At 60.3% G+C, this 23,955-nt stretch carries 18 protein-coding genes and 1 pseudogene; 17 read left to right on the plus strand and 2 right to left on the minus strand.

Annotated elements, in window-relative coordinates; all coding sequences use genetic code 11:
- Positions 1-17: 17 nt before the first annotated feature.
- Together RDL77_RS06685 and RDL77_RS06690 are read left to right on the plus strand one after the other, a co-directional pair.
- A complete protein-coding gene (locus RDL77_RS06685) occupies positions 18-1,724 on the plus strand; it encodes an autotransporter outer membrane beta-barrel domain-containing protein (protein ID WP_288192256.1) in 1,707 nt (568 codons plus the stop codon).
- A gap of 344 nt (positions 1,725-2,068) precedes the next feature.
- Positions 2,069-2,575 carry a spore coat U domain-containing protein gene (locus RDL77_RS06690; protein ID WP_288192257.1) on the plus strand — a complete coding sequence of 169 codons (507 nt, stop codon included), beginning with the start codon at positions 2,069-2,071 and terminating at the stop codon, positions 2,573-2,575.
- 50 nt (positions 2,576-2,625) lie between these two features.
- Here RDL77_RS06690 and cfa read toward each other — a convergent pair whose 3' ends face one another.
- Together cfa and RDL77_RS06700 are read right to left on the minus strand one after the other, a co-directional pair.
- Entirely contained in the window at positions 2,626-3,816 is a 1,191-nt protein-coding gene (cfa, locus tag RDL77_RS06695) for a cyclopropane fatty acyl phospholipid synthase (protein WP_288192258.1), read from the minus strand.
- Between the two features lie 96 nt (positions 3,817-3,912).
- Positions 3,913-4,998: a diguanylate cyclase gene (locus tag RDL77_RS06700; protein ID WP_288192259.1), complete on the minus strand. Its 1,086-nt coding sequence runs from the start codon at positions 4,996-4,998 to the stop codon at positions 3,913-3,915.
- Between the two features lie 456 nt (positions 4,999-5,454).
- Between RDL77_RS06700 and RDL77_RS06705 the strand changes: the two genes are divergently transcribed.
- The 15 genes and pseudogenes from RDL77_RS06705 (at position 5,455) to RDL77_RS06775 (ending at position 23,793) form a co-directional block, all read left to right on the plus strand.
- Positions 5,455-6,483, plus strand: coding sequence for a substrate-binding domain-containing protein (locus RDL77_RS06705; protein WP_223614911.1), 1,029 nt, complete (start codon positions 5,455-5,457; stop codon positions 6,481-6,483).
- A 69-nt stretch (positions 6,484-6,552) separates the two neighbouring features.
- Entirely contained in the window at positions 6,553-8,088 is a 1,536-nt protein-coding gene (locus RDL77_RS06710) for a sugar ABC transporter ATP-binding protein (RefSeq protein ID WP_288192260.1), read from the plus strand.
- 22 nt (positions 8,089-8,110) lie between these two features.
- A complete protein-coding gene (locus RDL77_RS06715) occupies positions 8,111-9,100 on the plus strand; it encodes an ABC transporter permease (protein ID WP_223614913.1) in 990 nt (329 codons plus the stop codon).
- A 2-nt stretch (positions 9,101-9,102) separates the two neighbouring features.
- Positions 9,103-10,107 (plus strand): sugar-binding transcriptional regulator, encoded by a 1,005-nt coding sequence (locus RDL77_RS06720; RefSeq protein WP_288192261.1) that lies wholly within the window; start codon positions 9,103-9,105, stop codon positions 10,105-10,107.
- Entirely contained in the window at positions 10,104-11,096 is a 993-nt protein-coding gene (locus tag RDL77_RS06725) for an aldo/keto reductase (RefSeq protein ID WP_288192262.1), read from the plus strand. Before RDL77_RS06720 ends, RDL77_RS06725 begins: the two co-directional genes overlap by 4 nt.
- Before the next feature lie 11 nt (positions 11,097-11,107).
- Positions 11,108-12,852, plus strand: a pseudogene (locus RDL77_RS06730) (glycerol-3-phosphate dehydrogenase/oxidase).
- Positions 12,825-13,667: a class I fructose-bisphosphate aldolase gene (locus tag RDL77_RS06735; protein ID WP_223614916.1), complete on the plus strand. Its 843-nt coding sequence runs from the start codon at positions 12,825-12,827 to the stop codon at positions 13,665-13,667. The pseudogene RDL77_RS06730 and the gene RDL77_RS06735 overlap by 28 nt, the downstream one beginning before the upstream one ends.
- A 33-nt stretch (positions 13,668-13,700) precedes the next feature.
- Entirely contained in the window at positions 13,701-15,230 is a 1,530-nt protein-coding gene (locus RDL77_RS06740) for an FGGY-family carbohydrate kinase (RefSeq protein ID WP_288192263.1), read from the plus strand.
- Positions 15,227-16,843 carry a GMC family oxidoreductase gene (locus tag RDL77_RS06745; RefSeq protein WP_288192264.1) on the plus strand — a complete coding sequence of 539 codons (1,617 nt, stop codon included), beginning with the start codon at positions 15,227-15,229 and terminating at the stop codon, positions 16,841-16,843. Before RDL77_RS06740 ends, RDL77_RS06745 begins: the two co-directional genes overlap by 4 nt.
- A 233-nt stretch (positions 16,844-17,076) precedes the next feature.
- Positions 17,077-17,961, plus strand: a complete 885-nt coding sequence (locus RDL77_RS06750) for a helix-turn-helix domain-containing protein (RefSeq protein WP_288192265.1) — start codon at positions 17,077-17,079, stop codon at positions 17,959-17,961.
- Between the two features lie 155 nt (positions 17,962-18,116).
- Positions 18,117-19,184 carry a sugar ABC transporter substrate-binding protein gene (locus RDL77_RS06755; protein ID WP_374042673.1) on the plus strand — a complete coding sequence of 356 codons (1,068 nt, stop codon included), beginning with the start codon at positions 18,117-18,119 and terminating at the stop codon, positions 19,182-19,184.
- 86 nt (positions 19,185-19,270) lie between these two features.
- Positions 19,271-20,092, plus strand: coding sequence for an ATP-binding cassette domain-containing protein (locus RDL77_RS06760; protein ID WP_223614921.1), 822 nt, complete (start codon positions 19,271-19,273; stop codon positions 20,090-20,092).
- Positions 20,089-21,339, plus strand: coding sequence for a sugar ABC transporter permease (locus RDL77_RS06765; RefSeq protein ID WP_288192266.1), 1,251 nt, complete (start codon positions 20,089-20,091; stop codon positions 21,337-21,339). The genes RDL77_RS06760 and RDL77_RS06765 overlap by 4 nt, the downstream gene beginning before the upstream one ends.
- A gap of 25 nt (positions 21,340-21,364) precedes the next feature.
- Positions 21,365-22,093 carry an SDR family oxidoreductase gene (locus RDL77_RS06770; RefSeq protein ID WP_223614923.1) on the plus strand — a complete coding sequence of 243 codons (729 nt, stop codon included), beginning with the start codon at positions 21,365-21,367 and terminating at the stop codon, positions 22,091-22,093.
- A 2-nt stretch (positions 22,094-22,095) separates the two neighbouring features.
- The gene (locus tag RDL77_RS06775; protein ID WP_288192267.1) at positions 22,096-23,793 is read left to right on the plus strand and encodes an FGGY-family carbohydrate kinase; all 1,698 of its coding nucleotides are present in this window, start codon (positions 22,096-22,098) and stop codon (positions 23,791-23,793) included.
- The last annotated feature ends 162 nt before the right edge of the window (positions 23,794-23,955 follow it).

The following is a 23,955-nucleotide window of genomic DNA, read 5'->3' on the forward strand; positions in this document are numbered from 1 at the left end:
ATTTCCAGACGATGTACATGAAGGGTACTGACTGGACATGGGCGGGAACCGGAGATTTTCACGACAGTTTCATCCAGACAGGCAACTTCACTCTGCAAAAGGACCTGACCGGCAATGTAACCGTATCGTCGGGGGCGAAACTGCTTGCCGGAGGTGGCTTCAATCCATCGATCACGCCATATGCCGGCGGACCGGCAATCACTGTCACCAATGCGGGTGTCATCGATTTGACCAATGGTTCGGGTGCTGCGGGAGACCGGCTGACCATCGTGGGCAACTATGTCGGCAACAATGGCTCTCTTCTCCTGAACACCGTTCTTGGCGATGACTCCTCCGCATCGGATAAACTCGTTCTATCCGGTGGAACGGCGACCGGTACAACAGGCATTGCCGTTACCAATGTCGGAGGGACCGGTGCTGCGACGGTGATTGACGGTATCAAAGTGATCGATGCCGTGAATGGTGCCACAACGGCCGGGAGTGCATTTTATCTGAGCGGTCGCGCAGCAGCCGGGGCTTACGAGTATTTTCTGTTCAAGGGGGGCGTCAGCGCGAACACGACCCAGAATTGGTACTTGCGCTCGGAATATGTCACCCCCACGCCGACGCCGGACAATCCGACGCCGACCGGACCTGTCATTGCGCCAACCGATCCGGCAACGCCAAACGTTGTACAGCCGCCCGTTCCGGGCGGACAACCGCCGGAACCCGGTGCAACGCCGGTTACCCCGGTCGTTGAGGAGCGGGGCGGGGTGTCCGTGAGCGTCGTGCCGCTGCTTCGTCCGGAAGTCGCGACCTATTCCGCACTTCCGCCGGCCGCCAGGCTGGCAACGCTGGCAACGCTGGGCACGTTCCACGAGCGCCGCGGCGAGCAAAGTGTTCTCACGCCGGGCAGCGACCTGTCGGCGGCCTGGGGACGCGTTTTCGGTCAAAGCATCGAGCAGGGCTGGGCAGGCACGGCATCACCCTCGATTGACGGATCAATTTGGGGATTCCAGACGGGTATCGATATCCTGCGCCGGCAGAGTGAAGGCGGGCATCGGGATATTGCGGGTATCTTCTTCGGTTATGCCGGCATGAATTCCGATGTCAAAGGTCAGGCCCTTGGCTGGAACAATTTGAGTACGGGCAAGATCAAGGTCGACGCGACAAGTGTCGGCGGTTACTGGACGCATATTGGCCCCTCCGGCTGGTATCTGGATGGTATTGTGATGGGGACCTGGTATGGCGGCAGTGCGCGCTCGGTGAGTGGAGCCGGCATAGACAATGACGGCAGCGGCATTACCGTGTCGCTCGAAGGCGGCTATCCCTTCGCACTGACCGACAACTGGCTGCTTGAACCGCAGGCGCAGCTCATCTGGCAGCGGGCCTGGCTCGACAATCAGCAGGATGCGTTCTCCGGTGTTTCGTTCGACAGCAACGATGCCGTCACAGGTCGCATCGGTGCGAGGCTGCAAGGCAATTACCAGACCGCGCGCGGATTGTTCCAGCCCTACCTCAAGGCCAATCTCTGGCACAATTTCAAGGCCACCGATACGGTGCTGTTCGGCACCGATCCGATCACGACCCAGGCGGAAAGCACGTCACTCGAATTGGGCGGTGGTATCGTCCATAACTTCACCAAGAATGTGAGTGCTTTCGCCACCGCGGACTACACCTTTGACGTGAGCGGCGAGCGGAAGCGCGCCTTCGAGGGGAATATTGGCCTGACCGTGAAGTGGTAGCAGCCAATCTTGCAAGCCGCCCTGGCATCGTGGCTCGTGGAGCGCTCATTTGAAGTGTTCCACCTGTTCACCTTCAATTGCGCCGGCATGTTGCATGGAAAGCCATGTATCGGATAGATGAATGACAGGGCTGATGCGTTAATATTCCGCAACCAGATACTTAACGTAAATTCATTTACCAATGATACGTGATTAAATCTTGCCTCGTTGAGGGTGAATAGTAGCCATTCGATAAGTTCTTTTAAATATATAAGAATTAAGTATTATGCAGTGAATAACTACTGAGTCCTTTGTAGAGAATCGGAGGTGCTTGTCAGCGGCAAGCAACCCTTGAGGGGGGATGAATGAGTTTCGGATATTCGGTACGCAGTTTCACGACAGTCGGGCTGGCCGCTTTGCTTGGCCTTTCCAGTCCGGCATTGGCCGCCACGGCCACCGGTACCTTTACAGTCCAGATCGCTATTCAGGCATCCTGTGTCCTGGTGAGCACCGCGATGCTCACCTTCACCGCCGTGGGTGTGATCGCGGCAAATGACGATGTGTCCACCACGCTTTCCGTGCAGTGCACCAACACGACGCCGTACAACATCGGCCTTGACGTGGGGGTCGGCACCGGTGCCACGGTTGCTTCGCGCAAGATGACCGCGCCCGGCGGCGCGCTGGTGAACTATACCCTCTATTCCGATACCAACAGAACCAACGTGTGGGGGCAGACCATCGGTACTGATACGGTTTCAGCCTCGGGTAGCGGCGCGGCGCAATCCTACACGGTCTACGGGCGGGTTCCCGTCCAGACAACGCCAGCGCCCGGCACCTACACCGATACGATTACGGTGACCGTCACCTATTGAGGATAAGCCGAATACGGGCGGCTGATCTGCCGCACGGGCCTTGCTCTCGTTCAGGAATGCCGCTGATATCCTCCGGCAACACCCTGGGGCGAGAGGACCGTCTGCCAAAGCTGGATCTGGCGCGCCCGAAAGCATCCGGCCATGCACAACAGATAGTAGCGCCACATGCGATAGAAACGCTCGCCATATTTGGAAGCAAATTGCGGCCATGCGGCTTCGAACCGCGCATGCCATGCCAGCAGTGTCCTGTCGTAGTCGGCACCGAAATTGTGCACGTCCTCGATGACGAAGCGGCCATCCACGCTGGTGGAAATCTCAGCCAGGGACGGCAGTTCGCCGTTGGGGAAGATATACCGGTCAAACCACGGATCGATCATGTTCCGGGTGCGTTTCCGCCCGATCGTATGCAGCAGGAACAATCCGTCATCCGACAGGCTGCGCCTGCAAGCGTCAAAGAAAGCGGCGTAGTTCTTGTGCCCGACATGCTCAAACATGCCGATCGAGGCAATCCGGTCGAATTTCTCAAGTCCCTCGACATTGAACGATCGGTAATCCGCGAGGCGGAATTCGACGGGCAGGCCCTTCAATGTCTGTTGCGCGAATTCCGCCTGTTCTCTGGAAATGGTCAAGCCCACACAGGAGACGCCATAGTTCTCGGCGGCAAACTGCATCAGGCTGCCCCAGCCGCAGCCGACATCCAGAAGGCGCATGCCCGGTTGAAGACCGAGCTTGCGGCAAACGAGATCGAGCTTTGCACTCTGGGCGTCGTCGAGATTTCTGGCGTCTTTCCAGTATCCGCAGGAATAGGTCATGCGGCGGTCAAGCATCGCGGAAAACAGGTCATTACCGGCGTCGTAGTGCTCTTTGCCGACCTGCCAGGAGCGCCTGCTGTTCTGCAAGTTGAGCAATCGCGCCCGCAGTGTTTGCAACACGTCCTTGGCCGTCACATGTTCGGTCAGATTGGCGCGAAATATGCGGTCAAAGAACTGATCCAGCGCCGCACAGTCCCACCATCCGTCCATGTAGCTTTCGCCGAGGCCCAGACTGCCTTGCCCCAGGATGCGGGTTGCGGCTCTCGGATCCTTGATCTGGATGTCCCAGGGGGCGTCGCCGTTGACGCGAATGCCAGCACGGCCCAGAAGATTGCTCAATGTACCGAGTGCTGAAGACTTGCTGCCGTTGGCCGGTGCCAGCTGTGGTTTGGCTTCTCTCTTTGATGCGTCGTCGAAATCCACGTCCATGGTTGCTCCAGCGCTGGTGCTTCAAGTATGCCGTTGGGATCGAAACCTGATTTGCAGCCATATGAGCAGAAAGGACGACGCAATGTCAAAAATTGTTCAGGCGACTTCCACCCGATTGCGTCCGCTGGTTTTCGCGCGATAGAGCGCCCTGTCTGCCGCTTTCAGCAATGCTTCCATGCTGGTGTGCTGCCCGTTGAGACTGGCAACGCCCGCACTGACCGTGACGGTTACGTTCTCAAGGTCCGTGGAAAAGCGCGCAAGCTCGATCTCGCTGCGCACCCGCTCGGCGAGTTCATTGGCTACATTCTGCGGTGTATTCGTCAGCAGCAGGACGATTTCCTCGCCGCCGTAACGGACAACAACGTCGGTGATGCGAACATTCCTGCGGATGATGGCCGCGACATCCGCCAGCACCATGTCACCCGTATCGTGACCCCACCGGTCGTTGATGGCCTTGAAATGATCGATGTCGATCATGACCAGGGAACAATGGGCTGCCTTGGACTTGTTGTCATTCATGGCCCGAAGCGCCGCGCGATCGAAAGCGCGCCGGTTCTGCAGCTTTGTCAGCGGGTCCACCCAGGCTTCGTGCTCCAGAGCCCGCATGATCCGCAGGCGCGACTTTTCCCGCTCGAGAAAATCCGAGAGAATCACGACATTCACAATATTGGCGATGACGACGGCAAAGAGGGGAAACCCGACGATCGTTGCAATGATGTCGTGCGGCAACAGGCTGATCGAGACGAGCGACAATGAGGCGAGCATGCCTGTCACAACGGAACGGATAAACCCGATCGGAAGCTTGCGCACGGGGATAAGCGCGACCCCGCACCCTATGGCGCAAATCAGGACAATCGAAATCAGTCCCGGTACCACCCCCACGCCGCCGAGCCAGATTCGGTATCCCGCCATGAGCAGGGCGGCAACGATTGTGCCGACAGGCCCGCCATAGGGGTATGCGATGGCAAGCAATGCTGTGCGTCCATCAAAGATGACCCCCGGTGCGATGACAACCGGATCATTCATCGACAAGATTCCGCCGAGCGCAAGAAGAAGGCCGACAGCCGCGCCCTTTTTCCACCCTTTGGAAAAGGTGCGGATGACGATGGAATAGCTGAGGATGACAAGCGCCGTCAGACCAAGGATACGAACAACACCGGTCAACAATATGCTGTAGTCCATGTGGCCCTCTTGGTGTTTGTGCATCAAACCTGGCCGCGGCAGATGATGAGCATATCAGATCAGCGAAGACAGAATGTGGCAAGCGCTTGCCGGTCACATTTTGTCACTGCCTTCACTTGCCGTGTATAGGTTGAGAAAAGGTCAATTCGGCGCGAGATGGATGAAACGTTTCATGGCGGGTGCTGTTTTCGCCCGCGCGGCCAGGTGGCAATCGTCACCAACCGGAGGCGCCATTCCAGCGGGCTATCTGGCGCGGGCATATTCGCGTCTGACCGGGCAAATCCTGGATTACATGAATTATAATTCACGTTATGAATTATATTGACAGTCGCTTTGTCATACGCTTAGTTATCCCTGCCAGCACTCGAGGAGGATTGCTGGTCTTCATAAGGAACAGCGGCCGCCATTCAAGGCGCCACACACCAATGGGAGGGGCTTCGGCCTCGAGGAGGACACTTGCGCACTTTTCTGGGCACGACCGCCATGGCGGTCCTTGCGACCACACTCTTTGCATCATCGGCGAACGCGGAAACGGAAAATCCGTTTCGCTGCAAGCCGGGTGAAAAATACGTCATGAACGTCATGGTTTCGGGCGTTGAATACTGGTTTCCCGTCTATGAAATGTTCAAGCAGGCGGGCAAGCAACTGGGCTGCGAGACAGCCTATACCGGCACGCCGGAATATGACGTCAACAAGCAGATAGCGAGTTTCGATCAGGCGCTGGCGCAGAACCCTGCCGGTATTCTGGTGCATCCGATGAATTCCGATCCCTTCATCGAACCGATCAACCGGGCGGTCGACCAGGGCACGGCGGTCGTCACCTTCGCGGCCGACTCGCCGCTGTCCAAGCGGATTTCATTCATCACCTCGGATAACAAGCGTGAAGGCATTTACGCAGCCGACGCCATCGCCACGAAGCTGGGCGGCAAGGGCGAATATGCCGTTCTGGAAAATCCGGGCCAGGACAATCATGACCGCCGCGTCACGGCCTTTATCGACCGGATGAAGGAAAAGTGGCCGGATATGAAGCTGGTCGGCAGGGCGGCGTCGAACCAGGACCCGACAAAGGCGTATCAGGGCCTGATGAGCATCGCCCAGGCCAATCCCAATCTGGCGGCCGTCTTCATGCCGGAAGCCAACTCGGCGATTGGCGCCGCGCAGGCCAACAAGGAAAGCGGCGGCAAGATTCTCGTCATGTGTGCCGACGTCAATGCCAATATCCTTGATATGATCAAGGCCGGTCAGGTCTTCGGCTCGATCAATCCCAATCAGGGCATGCAGGGCTATATGGGTTTCATGCTGCTCTGGTTCGCCAAGCATCCGGAACTGATCGATCCCATGAACGATGCCAAGCGCGCCGGGTCCAACCCGATGAGCATCCCGTTCGTCGACAATGGCCTGTCCATTGTAACAGCGGACAATGCGGATGACTTCTTCTGGGACAAGTACCTCAAGCGTCGCGGCACCAAAGGCATCGACGAGTAGTCTTCGCAGACGGCTATCCGGGCCCGCAAGGTCCGGATAGCCTCGGCGAACGGGAGGGAGGAAGGCGCGATGGCATCGGAACCGGTCTTGAGTATCCGCGGTATCACCAAGCATTTCGGTGCGGTGAAAGCGCTGACGGGCGTCGACTTCACTCTGGCGCGCGGCGAGGTCCATGCGCTTTGCGGTGAGAACGGTGCCGGAAAATCCACGCTCATGAACATTCTTGCCGGCGTCCTTCAGCCCGATGACGGTGAGATTCTGCTCGATGGCAAACCGCAGAAGATCGGATCGCCATCGGTTGCGCAGTCATTGGGCATCGGACTGGTGCATCAGGAAATCGCACTCTGTCCCGACGCCAGCGTCGCCGAAAACATTTTCATGGCGACGACAAGCCGTCGCCGGTCGTTTCTGATGAATTACCGCAGGCTGGAACGCGACGCGCAGGCGGTCATGGACCGCTTGGCGCCCATTGACGTCCGGCAAAGGGTCGGCGACCTGGCGATTTCCAGCCAGCAGCTGGTGGAGATTGCCAAGGCGCTCACGCTCGACTGCCGGGTGCTGATTTTCGACGAACCGACGGCGGCGCTGACGGAAGCGGAAACGCGGATACTCTTCGGCATCATCCGGGAACTGAAGGCGCATGGCATTTCCATTATCTATATCAGCCACCGGATGGCGGAGATTTTCAGCCTGTGCGACCGGGTCACCGTGCTGCGCGACGGCCGCTATGTCTCCACCGAAGATATTGCCGATGTCACCCCCGATGACGTGGTGCGGCGCATGGTGGGACGCGAGATCACACAGCTCTATCCGCCCAAGCAGATCGAAACCGAGCGCTCGGGCGAGACAATCTTGTCGGTTCGCGCGCTTGGCGACGGGGGCCGTTTCAGCCGCGTGTCGTTTGATCTGAAGCGCGGCGAAATCCTCGGGATTGGCGGGCTTATCGGGTCCGGGCGCACCGAGATTGCCGAGGGCATCTGCGGTTTGCGTGCGGCTGTCGAGGGTGAGGTTTCCCTGCACGGCACGTCTCAGACCATTCGAACCTATGCCGATGCGGTCCGGGCCGGCATTGTCTATCTCTCCGAAGACCGCAAGGGCTCGGGCGTTTTCCTGGACCTGTCGATTGCCCAGAACATCTCTGTCCTCAATCTGAAGGCAGTCACCGGTCATCTCGGTTTGATCGATGCCAAGGCCGAAGGCCAGCTCGCCCGCGACTTTGCGCGCCGGCTCGGCGTGCGGATGAACCATGTCGACATGCCGGTGTCATCGCTCAGCGGCGGCAACCAGCAGAAGGTGGCCATCGCCAAGCAACTGGCTGTCCAACCCAAGGTTATCCTGATGGACGAGCCGACGCGCGGCATCGATGTGGGCGCGAAATCCGAGATTCATCAGCTTCTGCGCGAACTCGCCCGCTCCGGGATCGGCATTGTTGTCATTTCCTCGGAGCTTCCGGAGCTATTGGGCCTGTGTGACCGGGTGCTTGTCATCCGCGAGGGAACGGTGGCCGGTGAACTCGGCAGCGATGAAATGAGCGAAGAAGCGATTATCCGGCTCGCATCCGGACTGAAACATACAGCGACGCATGCACCAGAACATGCAGCCTGAAAAGCGATTGGGAGATACACGAATGGCGGTCGAGACGATGACGGCAAAAACGGTGCAGGTTTCATCCTGGAAGAAATTGGGCTCGATGCGCGAAGCCGGTCTCATCGCCATCATTCTCGCGCTCTGCATCGCGATGAGTTTTGTCTCGCCGCATTTTCTGACGCTTGGCAACTTCCGCGCCATGCTGATGAGCTTTTCCGTGGAAGGCATTGTCGTTGTCGGCATGACGATCCTTTTGATCGTCGGCGGCATCGATCTCGCCGTCGGTTCGGTTGTCTGCTTTGCCATGGTGCTTTCCGGCACGCTGTTCCTGGCCGGGCTCGACCCGTGGACGGCCTCGCTCATCGGCATTCTGGCCAGCGGGCTTATCGGCTGTGTCATGGGGTTCTTCGTTACGGTGGTGGGGCTCAACCACTTCATCACCTCGCTGGCCGGCATGGTGATCGTGCGCGGCCTGTGCCTGATCATCACCAAGGGAACGCCGCTTTCGCTTTTCACCCTGCCGCCCGCATTCAAGGCGGTCGGGCAGGGCTCGTTTTACGGGGTACCCTACGTCATCCTCATCTTCTTCGCGGTGGTCATGCTGTTCGATTTCCTGCTGCGGCGCGCCACCGCCCTGCGCAAGGTTTTCTATACCGGCAGCAATGAAAAGGCGGCGCTTTATTCAGGCATCCGCACGAAGCAGGTCAAATTCTGGGTGACGGTTCTCTGCTCGACGCTCGCGGGGTTCGCCGGGGTGATCTACATGTCGCGCTTTGGCGCGGCGACACCGACCTTCGGCGTCGGCATGGAGCTCAACATCATTGCGGCTGCGGTTATCGGCGGTGCCTCGCTCAATGGCGGGTCCGGCACGATCCTTGGCGCCATCCTTGGCATAGCGCTGCTGTCGCTCGTCACCAGCTCGCTGGTGCTGCTCGATGTCTCCGTCTACTGGCAGGACATGATAAAGGGGTGCATTCTTCTGACGGCCGTCTCCATCGACCATTTCCTGCACAAGCGGAAGGCCTCCTGACCATGGCGATTATCAAACTCAATCCGAAACACGCGGCGCCGCGCGAGGAAATCGTTATCGCGCGGCAGATGCACCAGGCGCTGGTCCTGCACTTTCTCGAGGGGTTGACCCAAGCGCAGATTGCCGACCAGCTTGGGCTTTCGCAGCCGACGGTCAACCGCCTCATCAAGCGCGGCCGCCAGCTTGGCCTCGTCGAGATCAAGATCAAATCGCCGGTCGAGCCGCTGGTCGATATGGAGGAACAGCTGCTGGCGCTGGGCGGTATCAGCCGTGCCATTGTCGTGCCGACGGTGTCCGACAATCCGCAGACGGCGCTTCAGGCGGTCGGCGAGGCTGCGGCGCGATTGCTGATCGAGGAGATCACCGATGGCGATACGATCTGCATTACCGGCGGCAAGGGTGTCAGCGCCGTGGTTGCCGGATTGCAGGCGCCGCGCCGTTTCGATGTCGAGGTGATCCCGGCCACCGGCTGCGTCCAGGGCAAGCACTATACCGATGTCAACCATGTCTCGACCCTGATGGCCGACAGGCTCGGCGGGCGCGCCTACCAGATTCACGCGCCGCTGTTTGCCGATAGCCCTTCCGAGCGCGCCATGCTGATCAACATGCGCTCGGTCGCCGATGTCTTCAAACGGGCGCGCGAGGCCAAAATCGCCGTCGTCGGTATCGGCTCGATCCTCACGGATGACTCGAGTTATTACGACCTGCATCCATCATCGAGCACGGATCTCGAGGCGATCGAGCGTTCCGGCGCGCGCTGCGAACTGCTGGCCCACTTGCTCGATGAGCGCGGACAGGTCTGCGATTACAGCCTGAACGGTTCGCTGGTCTCGCTGACGCTGCAGGAGTTCGCCTCCATTCCGACCAAGATCGGGGTTGCCAGCGGACCGAACAAGGCGCGGCCGATCCTCAGCATCATGCGCGGCAATCATCTGGACACGCTGGTGACGGACGAGGCGACGGGACAGCGCATTCTGGACATTGCCGCTGAAGGAGAACAGGCATGAGCAACGAGCAATTGACGCGGGCAATCGGCAAATCCGGCGTGCAGGCGTCGGCCGTGGGGCTGGGGACCTGGGCCATCGGCGGCTGGATGTGGGGCGGCACCGACGAGCAGGAATCGATTGCCGCCATCCAGGCATCGCTGGACGCCGGTGTCAGTCTTATCGACACGGCTCCCGCTTACGGGCTTGGGCGTTCGGAGGAAATCGTCGGCAAGGCTCTCAAGGGGCGCCGTGACAAGGCCGTCATTGCCACGAAATGCGGTCTTGTCTGGCACACAACCAAAGGCACGCACTTTTTCGATCAGGATGGCAAGCCGGTGCACCGCTATCTCGGGCGCGATGCCATTGTTCACGAGGTTGAGGAAAGCCTGCGGCGTCTCGGCACCGATTACATCGATCTCTACATCACCCATTGGCAGGACCCGACGACGCCGATTGAGGAGACGGTGCGGGCCATGGAGGATTTGCGCGGGGCTGGCAAGATCCGCGCCATCGGTGCGAGCAATGTCAATCTGGCCGAGCTGAATGCCTATATCGCCACCGGCGCGCTGGATGCGATCCAGGAACGGTTCAGCATGATCGACCGGGAGCTTGAGGCCGAATTGCTGCCGGTAACGCGCAAAGATAACGTTTCATTGCTGAGTTATTCGTCGCTGGCGCTGGGTTTGCTGTCCGGGACTGTTGATCCCGGGCGTGTCTTCTCCGGCGATGACCAGCGCAAGGACAATCCGCGCTTTTCCGTGGGCAACCGCCTGAAAGCAAAACAGTTTGCCGATGCCATTCGGCCTGTCGCTGACAAACACGCAGCCAGCATCGCCCAGATCGTCATTGCGTGGACGCTGGCGCAGCCGGGCATCACCTTTGCGCTGTGCGGGGCGCGCAACCCCGATCAGGCGCTCGACAATGCGCGGGCGGGAACCATCCGGCTCGGCACAGACGACCTCTCGGCCATTGACGCGGCCATCGCAGTGCAACTGGCAGACATGAGGTAACAGGCTGCATCATGAACCGTGAAGAGATATTTGACGGACTTCGTCGAAGTCCGAAGGTGGACGTGTGCGTCGTCGGCGGCGGTATCAACGGTATCAGCGTCTTCCGCGAGCTGGCGCTGCAGGGCGTCAATGTACTGCTCGTCGAGAAGCATGACTACTGTTCCGGTGCCAGCGCTGCCCTGTCGCGCATGGTGCATGGCGGCCTGCGTTATCTTGAAAACGGTGAATTCAGCCTGGTGCGGGAATCGCTGGCCGAACGCGACCGCCTGTTGAAAAACGCGCCGCATCTTGTTGCGCCGCTGCCCACGACCGTCCCGGTCTTCGATATTTTCTCCGGTCTTGCCAATGGCATCGTGCGGTTTCTGGGGCTGAGCCGCAGGCCAAGCCGGCGCGGTGCGGTTGCGGTCAAGGCGGGCTTGAGCATTTATGACTTCCTGACCCGCAAGCGGGCTCTGATGCCGCGTCACCGCTTCCGCGGGCGGCAGGCGACACTGGCCAAATGGCCGGCGCTCAATCCCGCCGTCAAAAGCTCCGCGACCTATCACGATGCCTGGGTCAAGCATCCCGAACGCCTCGGCATGGAGGTGCTGAGAGATGGCCTTGCGGCGGGCGATCACGCCTGCGCCCTGAATTACGCCGAACTGCGGCGGTCTGCTGACGGCTTCGTCGTCCACGATCACGTCACCGGTGCGGCCACGCCAGTCGAGCCCGCCTTCATCATCAATGCGACAGGCGGGTGGATCGATATCGCCAACGCCGGTCTGTTTTCGCAGGAAAAGCGGCCGGTGCCGCTGATGGGCGGCACGAAAGGATCGCATCTCATCATCGACAATGCGGACCTCGCCGGAGCCCTCGATGACCATATGATCTATTACGAGAACGAGGACGGGCGCATCTGCATCCTCTTTCCCTATCTCGGCAAGGTTCTCGTCGGCTCGACCGATATCCGCGTTGACGATCCCGAGAGCGTTCGGTGCGAACCGGACGAGCGGGATTATATCCTGCAGTCGCTGGCCTTTGTCCTGCCCGGCATCCGCATCCGGCCGGAAGACATTGTCTTCCAGTTCTCCGGCGTGCGTCCCCTCCCGGCCAGCAAGGATGATTTTACCGGCCGCATCCCGCGCGATCACTACTGCACGATCATCGAACCATCCGATGGCGTGCCGCCGGTGCTGTGCATGATCGGCGGCAAATGGACGACATTCCGCTCCTTCGGTGAGCTTGCCGCCGACATGACGCTGGAACGCCTGCACCGGGCACGGGACGTAACAACGACAGCCCGTCCTATAGGCGGCGGACGGGCATTTCCGGAGGACATCGGCCAATGGATTTCGCGGATTTGCGCCGAAACAAGCGTTGCTCCAAAACGGATTGCAGAGCTCTTTGAGCGATACGGTACTGATGCCGAAGCGATTGCACGTTTTATCGCGGCCGGCCCGGACACCGCCATGGCAAATGCCGGATATTCGAGCCGGGAAATCGCGTTCCTCATCCGCAACGAAGCGGTCGAACATCTTGACGATCTACTGTTGCGGCGCACCACGCTCGCCATCAGCGGCCAGCTATCCCTCGACATGACGGAAGCGGTGCTCGATGTGCTCGCACGCGAAAAGGGCTGGTCGCCCGCCCGCCGGAAAGCAGAGCTTGACCGCTTCCTCACCCTTCTTGTCGAGCGCCACGGCGTTGGCCTCGGCACACTCACCGCACGCAATGAACAAGGAGTACGATATGCGCAACAATCTTAAGGTCCGGATGAACCGGCTGTTCGGCGCGGGGCGCTGTCTCGACGTGGCGATCGATCACGGCGTGTGCAATGAGCCGTCATTCCTGAATGGTCTTGAGGACATGGCGGGTGTCGTCCGCGCGCTGGTGGCGGCAGGTCCGGATGCCATCCAGATGAATTACGGTCAGGCCGACCTTTTGCAGGATGTCGCCGGCAAGGACAAACCGGCGCTGGTCATGCGCATCGACATGGGCAATCCGTACAATGCCATCCGCCATCGCGACATGTGGGCGGTGCTGCAGAACGAGGCCGAGCCGCTGATCGGCGCAATCCAGATGGATGCGGCCTGCGTCGTCGTCAATCTTTTCATGTTGCCCGACGAGCCGGATCTGTTCCGTCAGTGCGTGCAGAATATCGCACGGGTCCGCGCCGACTGCGACAAATACGGCATGCCCCTGATGATCGAGCCGCTTGTCATGCAACCGGTCACGGAACGCGGCGGCTATATGGTGGATGGCGATGCCGACAAGATTGTCACGCTCACCCGCCTTGCCCGCGAAATGGGCGCTGATATCATCAAGGCGGACCCGACGACGGCGGCGGAGGATTTTCATCGCGTGGTGGAGGCGGCGCGGTGTCCTGTTCTTGTGCGGGGCGGCGGCAAGGAGGATCTGCGCATCGTCTTCGAGAAATCGGCGGCCCTGATGCGGCAGGGGGCCGTGGGCATGGTCTATGGCCGGAACATCTATCAGCATGCCAATCCCAGCGCGGTGGTGCGCGGGCTGATGGCCATTATTCATGACAATGCCAGCGGCGAGGATGCCTACGCGCTCTACCAGCAGGGCTGAGAATGAAAACAAGAACCTGAGGAGGGGTTCAGTATGGGAGAGTATCTTTTGGGTCTTGATGCCGGCAACACCATCATCAAGGCCATCATCTTCGACCGGCAAGGCAATGAGATTGCGGCGGCTGCCGAGGAGGGGCACAGCAGCATGCCGCATCCGGGGCACGTGGAGCGCGGGCTGGACGAGCTTTGGGCCAATGCGCGCCGGGTCATTCAACGCTGCATCGCCGACGCCGGAATAGGCCCGGAGCAGATTGCTGCCATCGGCTGCGCCGGGCATGGCAACGGTCTTTATACCCTTGACCGTCAGGGCAATCCTTTGCTGGCAATCCAGTCCCTGGACACACGGGCGGCTGACCTGGTTGAGGAATGGCAGGCGGAAGGTGTCGGCGACCGCACCTATCCGATCGGCCTGCAGCGGCCCTGGCCGTCACAGACCCCGACACTGCTTGCCTGGATCAAACGCCATCGGCCGGAAACATTCGTGCGGATCGGCACGGTGTTCCTGTGCAAGGATTTCATCGTCAACCGCCTGACGGGAAAGCGCGTGAGCGAGGTGTCCGACATGGCAGGTTGCGGGCTGCTCGACGTCGCGCAGCGGCGGTATGACCGCGAGCTGATGACCGCCTTCGGGCTCGGCGATTGCATGGACCTGCTGCCGCCGCTCATTGAAAGTGCCGATATCGCCGGAACGGTCACGCAGGCCGCCGCCGACCAGACCGGTCTTGCCGCCGGCACGCCGGTCATTGGCGGTCTGTTCGACGTGATTGCCTCGGCAATCGGCTCGGGCGTAACCCGCACGGGTGCAGCGTCGATCATCGCCGGTACCTGGAGCATCAATCAGGTCGTCGTTGACGCGCCCCGCCTCAAAAAACCGTTCTTCATGTCGTCGACCTTCGATCGCGAGCGTTACATGGCGATTGAATCGAGTGCGACGTCGGCCGCCAACCTTGAATGGCTGGTGCGTGAGTTCTTCCACGGCGAACAGCCGGATGGAGGCTCGCCATTCGATCGCTGCTGTGAACTGGCGGCGGCGGTGGAACCGGCCACTGACGATCCGATCTATCACCCGTTCCTCTACGGCGCGCAGCAGGACGGCAATGCCCGGGCAGGTTTTTATGGCGTCGCGGGCTGGCATACGAAAGGCCATCTGATCCGGGCCTTGCTGGAAGGCGTGGCCTTTGGCCATCGCCAGCACATCGAAACATTGCGGGACGCAGGCGCCAATTTTGACGAGGCGGTGCTGTCCGGCGGCGGTTCGCGCAGCCTGATCTGGCCGCAGATTTTTGCCGATGTCCTGGGGGTTCCGGTGACAGTGGCGCGGTCGAGCCAGACCGGGGCGCTCGGCGCAGCAATCGCCGCGGGTACAGCGGTCGGCATTTTCCCCGATTTCGATGCCGGTGCCGCGGCCATGGTCGTAACGGAGCGGTCCTACCGGCCGGATGCTACAAGGGCTGGCCATTATGCCAGGCGCTATCAGCTCTATCGGGATATCGCCGATGCCATGGCGCCGGTCTGGAAGCGTATGGCCGCGCGTGACGCCGTGATGGCGGAGGCTGCAGCGTGAGCAATGCATCGCCAATAGATGAAGGCGCCTATGATTTTATCATCGTGGGGGCCGGATCGGCCGGCTGCGTGCTGGCGAACCGCCTGTCAGCCGATCCGAAAAACCGCGTCCTCCTGCTCGAAGCGGGCGGCAGCGACCGCTATCACTGGATTCACGTGCCCATCGGCTATCTCTATTGCATGGGCAATCCGCGCACGGACTGGATGATGAAAACCGCTGCGGAGGCAGGGCTGAACGGCCGCTCGCTTCCCTATCCGCGCGGCAAGGTGCTGGGCGGCTGTTCGTCGATCAACGGCATGATCTACATGCGGGGGCAGGCCGCCGACTATGATGGCTGGCGGCAGGCCGGGAACGCCGGCTGGGGCTGGGACGATGTCCTGCCCTATTTCCTCAAATCGGAAGACAATTACCGTGGAAATTCGCCGCTGCATGGGGCGGGCGGCGAATGGCGCGTCGAACGGCAACGCCTGTCCTGGCCCATCCTCGATGCGTTCCGCGATGCGGCCGAAGAGCTTGGCATTGGCAAGACCGATGATTTCAAGGGCGGTGACAATGAGGGTTCCGGCTATTTCGAGGTCAATCAGCGCGGCGGCGTTCGCTGGAACACCACGAAGGCGTTTCTGCGTCCTGTCTTGAAGCGGTCCAATCTTCGGGTATTGACCGGCGCGGAGGTGCAAAGGCTGGAGTTTGACGGCAAGCGCGCAACAGCCATCCGCTTTGAGCGAAACGGCCAGCTTTGCAAGGCTGCCGCTCGCGAAATCATCCTGTCGGCGGGCGCGATCAACTCGCCGAAAATCCTTGAACTGTCGGGTATTGGAGACTCTCATCTCCTGAAGCAGGCGGGTATTGAATCGTTTCATGACCTGCGCGGCGTCGGCGAGAACCTGCAGGATCATCTGCAGATCCGCACGGTTTTCCGCATCGAAGGGGCGAAAACGCTGAACCAGCTTTACCACAACCTCTTGTCGCGGGCCGGGATGGGACTGGAATACGCGTTGCGCCGTTCAGGGCCATTGTCGATGGCACCGAGCCAGCTTGGCATTTTTGCCAAAAGCGACCCCGCGCTGCTGACACCCGATCTGGAATACCACGTCCAGCCGCTCAGCACGGATCGCCTCGGCGAACCGCTGCACCGCTATCCCGCCGTGACCGTGTCCGTCTGCAATCTGCGCCCGGAAAGCCGTGGCAGCGTCCATGTCACCGGACCGGATGCCAGCCGGCAACCGGAAATCCGGCCAAACTACCTGTCAACGCCAGGCGACAGGCTGCTGGCGGCCCGGTCGATCCGCCACGCACGTAATCTCATGGCGACGCAAACCTTGAAAAAGTATCGTCCGTCGGAAATGCTTCCCGGCACGCAGTACCAGAGCGACGACGAATTGATCCAGCGCGCCGGGGATATCGCAACCACGATTTTTCATCCTGTCGGGACCTGCAGGATGGGCAGCGACGACCGGTCCGTTGTCGATCATGCCCTGCGGGTGCATGGCATCGCGGGACTGCGCGTCGTCGATGCGTCCATCATGCCAAACATCGTCTCCGGCAATACCAATTCGCCTGTCATCATGATTGCGGAAAAGGCAGCTGATCTCATTCTTCGCGGGGTGGAATAGCCCTGCTGTCGCGGAGCGCGGACCATATTCGTCTGGAGAACGCAGTATGGCCGCGGCAGTGAGAATTAACCTGTTCAGGGCCAAATAATGCAAAAAAAGTATCAATCTGGTGTTGGTGGCGTAGTAGCTATCGGCACTATCGGCGCTTACTATAAGGCCATAACGAGACTATGGCCTCTGGGAGGAGGCTGCCCAAGCCGGATTGACACCGGCTAGTGCGGGAGGAGCGCCGAATGAAGCCGGATTTGGAAGTTGTTGCCGTCGGCATTGCCGAATCGTTCAAAGCCTGGGAGCACGGCTATCCCTATCGCACAGTCCGTTGGCATTTCCATCCGGAATACGAGATCCATCATGTCGTTGTCACGACAGGCCAGTATTTTGTCGGCGATTTCATTGGTGATTTCGAGCCCGGCAATCTCGTGCTGACGGGGCCGAACCTGCCGCATAATTGGGTCAGTGACGTGCCGCCGGGAACGAGTTTGCCCCTGCGATGCCGGGTGCTGCAATTCTCCGAGTCGTTCTTTTCAACCGCAAACGAGGCATTTCCCGAGCTGTACGCGTGCAAGGAGATGCTGGAGATGAGCCGCCGGGGCGCATTGTTCTCCCCCCGGACAGCGGAATTGGTCGGTCCCTTGCTGGGAGAGCTTGTCGATGCGAGAGGGATCGACCGCATTCAGCTGTTCATGGGTATTCTCAATCATATGAGCAGCGCTTCGGGCACCAGGGAACTCGCGAGTGCGCGGTATCATCCCGACCCTTCCGGATTCATGTCGAGCGGGATGAACAAGGTTCTGGCCTATATCAATGCCAACCTGACCGGACGTTTCGTCGAAGGTGATCTTGCCGATCTGATCGGCCAGAACCCGAGTTCGTTTTCCCGCAGTTTCCGGCGCCACACCGGGATGGCGCTTGTCCAGTATGTCAACCGGTTGCGGATCAATTTTGCCTGCCACCTGCTGATGAGCAAACCCGATATGTCGATTACCGATATCTGTTTTACGTCAGGGTTCAATAATATCTCGAATTTCAATCGTCGCTTTCTGGAACAGAAGGGTATGGCACCCACAAGATTCCGAACATTATTGTCCAAAAATATAAGAGCGTCAGAAGCCGCCTGAGCGGGAAGGACCGGGAAAACAAACATTGACAGCAAGGCGCAACGAACCATGCCCGTGGTTCGAACGACCTTCCTTGTCCTTCAAACAGCATGTCCCGGCGTTCAACGAGCGCGGGATTCATCGAAACCATCATCATTTGGAAGGGAGAAATTCCAGTGACATCATTTGCATCGACGAAGACCGGCGCCGCGGCGCTCGCATTTTGCCTGCTCGGCGGAACGTCCGCATTCGCACAATCCGCCAAGCTAACGGATGCGACCATTGCGTTCCTGATGCCGGATCAGGCATCCACACGCTACGAGCAGCACGACTATCCGGGATTTGCAGCCGAGATGAAGAAGCTCTGTCCCGGCTGCAAGGTGATTTACCAGAATGCCGATGCCGACGTGTCCCGCCAGCAGCAGCAGTTCAACTCGGTCATAGCGCAGGGTGCCAAGGCAATCGTGCTTGACCCGGTCGACTCGACGGCAGCGGCCTCGCTGGTGAAGCTGGCGCAAAGCCAGGGTGTCAAGGTCATCGCCTACGATCGCCCGATCCCATCCACTCCGGCTGATTTTTATGTCTCCTTCAACAATGAAGGGATCGGCAAGGCGATTGCGGATTCGCTGGTACAGCACCTGAAGGCGTCGAATGTGCCGGCAGGCGAGGGCGGCGTCTTGCAGATCAATGGTTCGCCGACCGATGCTGCAGCCGGTCTCATCAAGAAGGGCATTCATGCGGGTCTCGACCACAGCGGCTATCCGATCCTTGCCGAGTATGACACGCCGGAATGGGCGCCGCCAAAGGCACAGCAATGGGCCAGCGGCCAGATCACCCGTTTCGGCAGCAAGATCCTGGGTGTTGTAGCCGCCAATGACGGTACGGGCGGCGGGGCTATTGCCGCCTTCAAGGCGGCGGGTGTCGATCCGCTTCCGCCCATTACCGGCAATGACGCGACGATTGCGGCGTTGCAGCTGATCATTGCGGGCGACCAGTACAATACCATCTCGAAGCCGAGCGAGATCGTTGCGGCAGCTGCCGCCAAGGTTGCCGTCCAGCTGCTGTCTGGCGAGACGCCGAAGGCCGAAATGACCCTGTACGATACGCCGTCCCAACTGTTCACGCCGGCGGTCGTCACGGCGGAGAATCTGAAGGCCGAGATTATCGACAAGAAGATCATCAAGGCGGAAGAGCTTTGCACCGGCCGCTATGCGGAGGGCTGCAGGAAGCTCGGCATCAATTGACGAATGCGTGAAAGACGCTTTCCGGCCGCACGCGGTCGGAAGCTCATCGTTTCACTCCGCCCTGGTATACCGAAAGGCAGGTAGCAATGACTGATATTTCCGATGAAACGATTCCTTCAGGCGAGCCTGTGCTCAGCCTGCGTGGTGTATCCAAGAATTTTGGCGCCGTGTCGGCACTGACGGACATTGATCTGGACGTGCATGCGGGCGAAGTCGTGGCCCTCGTCGGCGACAACGGTGCCGGTAAATCAACCCTGGTGAAAATCCTGGCTGGCGTGCACCAGCCAAGCTCCGGCACGATCACCTTCAGCGGCAATACTGTGACGCTGGCCAATCCGAGCACGGCGCTCGATCTGGGCATAGCCACCGTATTCCAGGATCTCGCGCTCTGCGAAAACCTGGATGTCGTTGCCAATATCTTCCTGGGCCGGGAACTCAGCCCGTTGAAACTCGACGAGACGTCGATGGAAGTGCGCGCCTGGACGCTTTTGAATGAGCTTGCAGCACGCATTCCAAGCGTGCGCATTCCGATTGCATCGCTATCGGGCGGGCAGCGCCAGACCGTCGCAATTGCGCGCTCACTTCTGCTCGAGCCCAAGCTCATCCTGCTTGACGAGCCAACGGCAGCGCTCGGCGTGGCCCAGACCGCCGAGGTGCTCAACCTGATCGAACGGGTCCGCGATCGTGGCCTCGGCGTGGTGATGATCAGCCACAACATGGAAGATGTGCGCGCCGTCGCCGACCGCATCGTGGTCCTCAGGCTCGGGCGCAACAACGGTATATTCTATCCCGACGCGTCGAACCACGAACTGGTCGGGGCCATCACGGGCGCCGCAGACAATTCGGTGTCCCGCCGGGCGCGCCGGCTGCAGGTGCCGGTCAACAGCAATCAGGAGGGACACCCATGACCAAGGACGGCAAGCAAGCCGCCATGTTGCTGGATCGCAGCGATGTGCGGGTAAAACATGAAGCCGGCGTGAGCGACGCAGTCCGCGCCTTTTTCGACCGCGTGAAATCCGGCGATCTCGGATCGCTGCCGGTCGTGGCCGGCCTGATCATCATCTGGACCGTCTTCGCCAGCCTCAATCCCATCTTCCTGTCGAGCAACAATCTCGTCAACCTGCTGTTCGATGCCTCGACGGTCGGGGTCATATCCCTGGGGATCGTCTGTGTTCTCATGGTCGGGGAGATCGACCTTTCCGTCGGCTCGATCAGCGGCTTCGCCTCGGCGCTGGTGGGGACGCTCTGGGTCAACCAGGGCTGGCCGATTGCCCTTGCGATCGTCGCGGCTGTCGCCGTCGGCGGACTGTTCGGCTGTCTCTACGCCTTGCTGTTCAACCGCCTGGGGATGCCGAGCTTCATCTCGACGCTTGCCGGGTTGCTGGCCGTGCTGGGAATGCAGCTCTACGTGCTGGGAGCGACAGGCTCGATCAATCTGCCCTATGGTTCGGCAATCGTCGATTTCGGCCAGCTGCTGGTCATGCCGCGTCCCGTTTCGTACACGCTTGCGGTCATACCGGGGATCGTTCTGCTGGTTTCGGGCCTGCGTACCATCGCGCACCGGCGCGCGGCACATCTGTCCGCGCCTTCGGTCAGCGGCATTGTTTTCCGCGCTGTGGTCATGACAACGGCTCTGGAACTGGTTGTGTTCTATCTCAATCAGGGCCGCGGCATTCCCTGGATGTTCGGTCTGTTCGTGGGCCTGGTGGTGGCCATGAGCTACGCATTGACCCGAACCCGCTGGGGACGGTCCATGACTGCTGTCGGCGGCAATCGGGAAGCCGCCCGCCGTGCCGGCATCAATGTGCGGTTCATCTACATGAGCGCCTTCGTGCTGTGCTCGATGTTTGCCGCGTTCGGCGGGGTGCTTTCGGCGGCCCGCCTCGCATCGGCGAGCCAGCAGGCCGGTACCGGCGACGTCAATCTCAACGCCATCGCGGCAGCGGTCATCGGCGGAACCAGCCTCTTCGGCGGCCGGGGCAATGCCTATTCGGCCCTGCTTGGCATCATCGTCATTCAGTCGATTGCCAATGGCCTGACCCTGCTCGATCTGTCGTCGTCGCTTCGCTACATGATCACGGGTGCCGTTCTCGCCATCGCCGTCATCGTGGATTCACTCGCCCGCCGATCAAGAGTGTCGCATGGGCGCGCCTGACACAAACCCCAAAGTGAGGAATGATATGAAACAGGATTTGTCCGGAAAGGTTGCGGCGATCACCGGCGCCGCATCGGGAATCGGCCTTGAATGCGCCAGAACATTGCTGCGGGAGGGCGTCAGCGTTGCCCTCATCGACAGGGCCGAAGGTGCCCTGACAAGCGTGTGCTCCGAACTGGGACCGCAGGCTTACCCTCTGGTTGTCGACCTGACCAATCCCGCCAGTGTCGCGACGATGATGCCGAACATTCTCGAGCGCTTTGGCAGGCTCGATATTTTCCACGCCAATGCCGGTTCCTATATCGGCGGAGAGGTGGCGGATGGTGATCCCGATGCCTGGGACCGGATGCTGAACCTCAACATCAATGCGGCATTCCGGTCGGTTCAGGCGGTGCTCCCTCACATGGTGGAGAGGAAGACCGGCGATATCATCATGACCAGTTCCATCGCAGGTCTGGTTCCGGTGGTGTGGGAGCCGATCTACACGGCGTCCAAACACGCGGTGCAGGCATTCGTTCATACGGTCAGGCGGCAGGTGATAAAGCACGGCATTCGTGTGGGTGCGGTCGCGCCGGGCCCGGTCGTCACGGCGCTGATCAGCGATTGGCCGCAGGAGAAGCTGGATGAAGCCATCGCTTCAGGCGGATTGATGGAGGCGAACGAGGTGGCGGAAGCCGTATTGTTCATGTTGTCCAGGCCGCGTAACGTCACGATCCGCGATATCGTTATCCTTCCACACAGCACGGACCTCTAGGCATGACACAGTATTTTCTCGGGATCGATGTCGGCACCGGCAGTGCGCGTGCCGGTATCTTTGACGGCAATGGCAGCCTTGTGGCATCGGCCAAACGGCCGATTTCGATCTGGCATGCAACGGGCGGCATCGTCGAGCAGTCGAGCGAGCAAATCTGGCAGGCCGTGTGCGGCAGCACACGGGAGGCCGTCGCATCGGCAAAGATTTCGGCTTCGGCAATCGCCGGGATCGGCTTTGACGCAACCTGTTCGCTGGTTGTGGTCGGCGCTGACGGAGCACCGCTCGCGGTTGGTCCTTCCGGGGATCCCGCCCGCAACATCATCGTGTGGATGGATCACCGCGCATCCGGCGAGGCAGCCGAGATCAATGCGGGCAAGCACGAGGTGCTGCGCTATGTGGGCGGCCGGATTTCGCCGGAGATGGAAACGCCGAAGCTTCTCTGGCTGAAGCGCAACCTGCCGGACCAGTTTGCCGCGGCCGGTCACTTCTTCGATCTGGCCGACTATCTGACATGGCGCGCGACTGGCTCGCTTAGCCGCTCGGTATGCACGGTGACCTGCAAATGGACCTATCTTGCGCATGAGAAGCGCTGGGATGCGCGGTATTTTCAGGATATCGGACTTGGGGAACTCGCTGCGGAAGGCTTTTCCCGCATCGGCACCGACATCGTCGATCCCGGCACCCCTCTGGCCGAGGGGCTGACGCAACAGGCCGCGGCCGATCTTGGGCTGATGCCGGGCACGGCTGTCGGTGCTGCCCTGATCGACGCCCATGCCGGCGGTGTCGGAACGCTGGGCGCTGCCGATGCCGCAGGGCATTCCGATGCACGAAACCGCATCGCTTACATCTTCGGGACATCGGCCTGTTCCATGGCATCCAGCGATCGTCCCGTCTTTGTCGACGGGGTCTGGGGACCGTATTATTCCGCGATGATTCCGGGCCTCTGGTTGACCGAAGGCGGCCAGTCGGCAGCCGGCGCGGCAATCGATCATCTCGTCACCATGCACCCCGCCCATGCCGAGGCCAGTGCCAAGGCCAAGGTTGAAAACCTATCCCTTGTTGCCTGGCTTGACCGTTGCGCCATTGCGCTCTGCCCTGATCTGTCGCATGCGGCGGAGCTGGCAAAATCGGTGCATGTCGTTCCGGAATTCCTCGGCAACCGCTCGCCGCATGCTGACCCCGATGCGCGGGCGGTCATTGCCGGTCTTGGGCTTGGAACGGATGTTGCAGATCTGGTTTCGCTCTACATTGCCGGCCTGTGCGGCATCGGCTACGGCCTCAAACAGCTTTTGGACAGGCTGGAGCAGGACGGTATCCACCTCGACATGATTGTTGCCAGTGGCGGAGCTGCCCAAAGTAACCTGGTGCGGCAGCTTTTGGCGGACACGACCAACCTGCCGGTCGCCATCGCCGACACGCCGGAACCGGTATTGCTGGGGGCAGCCATGCTCGGGGCGACAGCGGCGGGATACCACCCATCCCTGGCCGAGGCGATGAAGGGGATGTCGCGCCTTTCCAGAATATTCCAGCCGGTGGACGGTGCAATCGAAACCCTGCACCGGCATCGCTACAAGGCGTTTGAACTGTTGCAGTCGGCGGCATTGCAGGTTCGCCTGCTTGCGCTGGCCGATACGAAAGAAGCAGAGGAACCTCAGCGGGAAGGAGCAAGCGCAAGCTTGTCGTCGGCCGCACGTCCGTAAATGTCAGATAGGGTGGTCTGAAGGCCTGAGTAGTAGCTTGCCGGGCGCGTTGATGCGCGTTATATTTTCTTTTGGTTTCGTATTTGGTTCGCAGTGGTGCTATATTGGCTGGCGCTGGCGGGCAGGACGGTTGCGAACAGGGAGATGAGCGGTGGCACAGGA

Origin of the sequence: uncultured Phyllobacterium sp., from assembly GCF_902479695.1 — a bacterium.
In the GTDB taxonomy this organism is placed as follows: Bacteria; Pseudomonadota; Alphaproteobacteria; order Rhizobiales; family Rhizobiaceae; genus Phyllobacterium; species Phyllobacterium calauticae.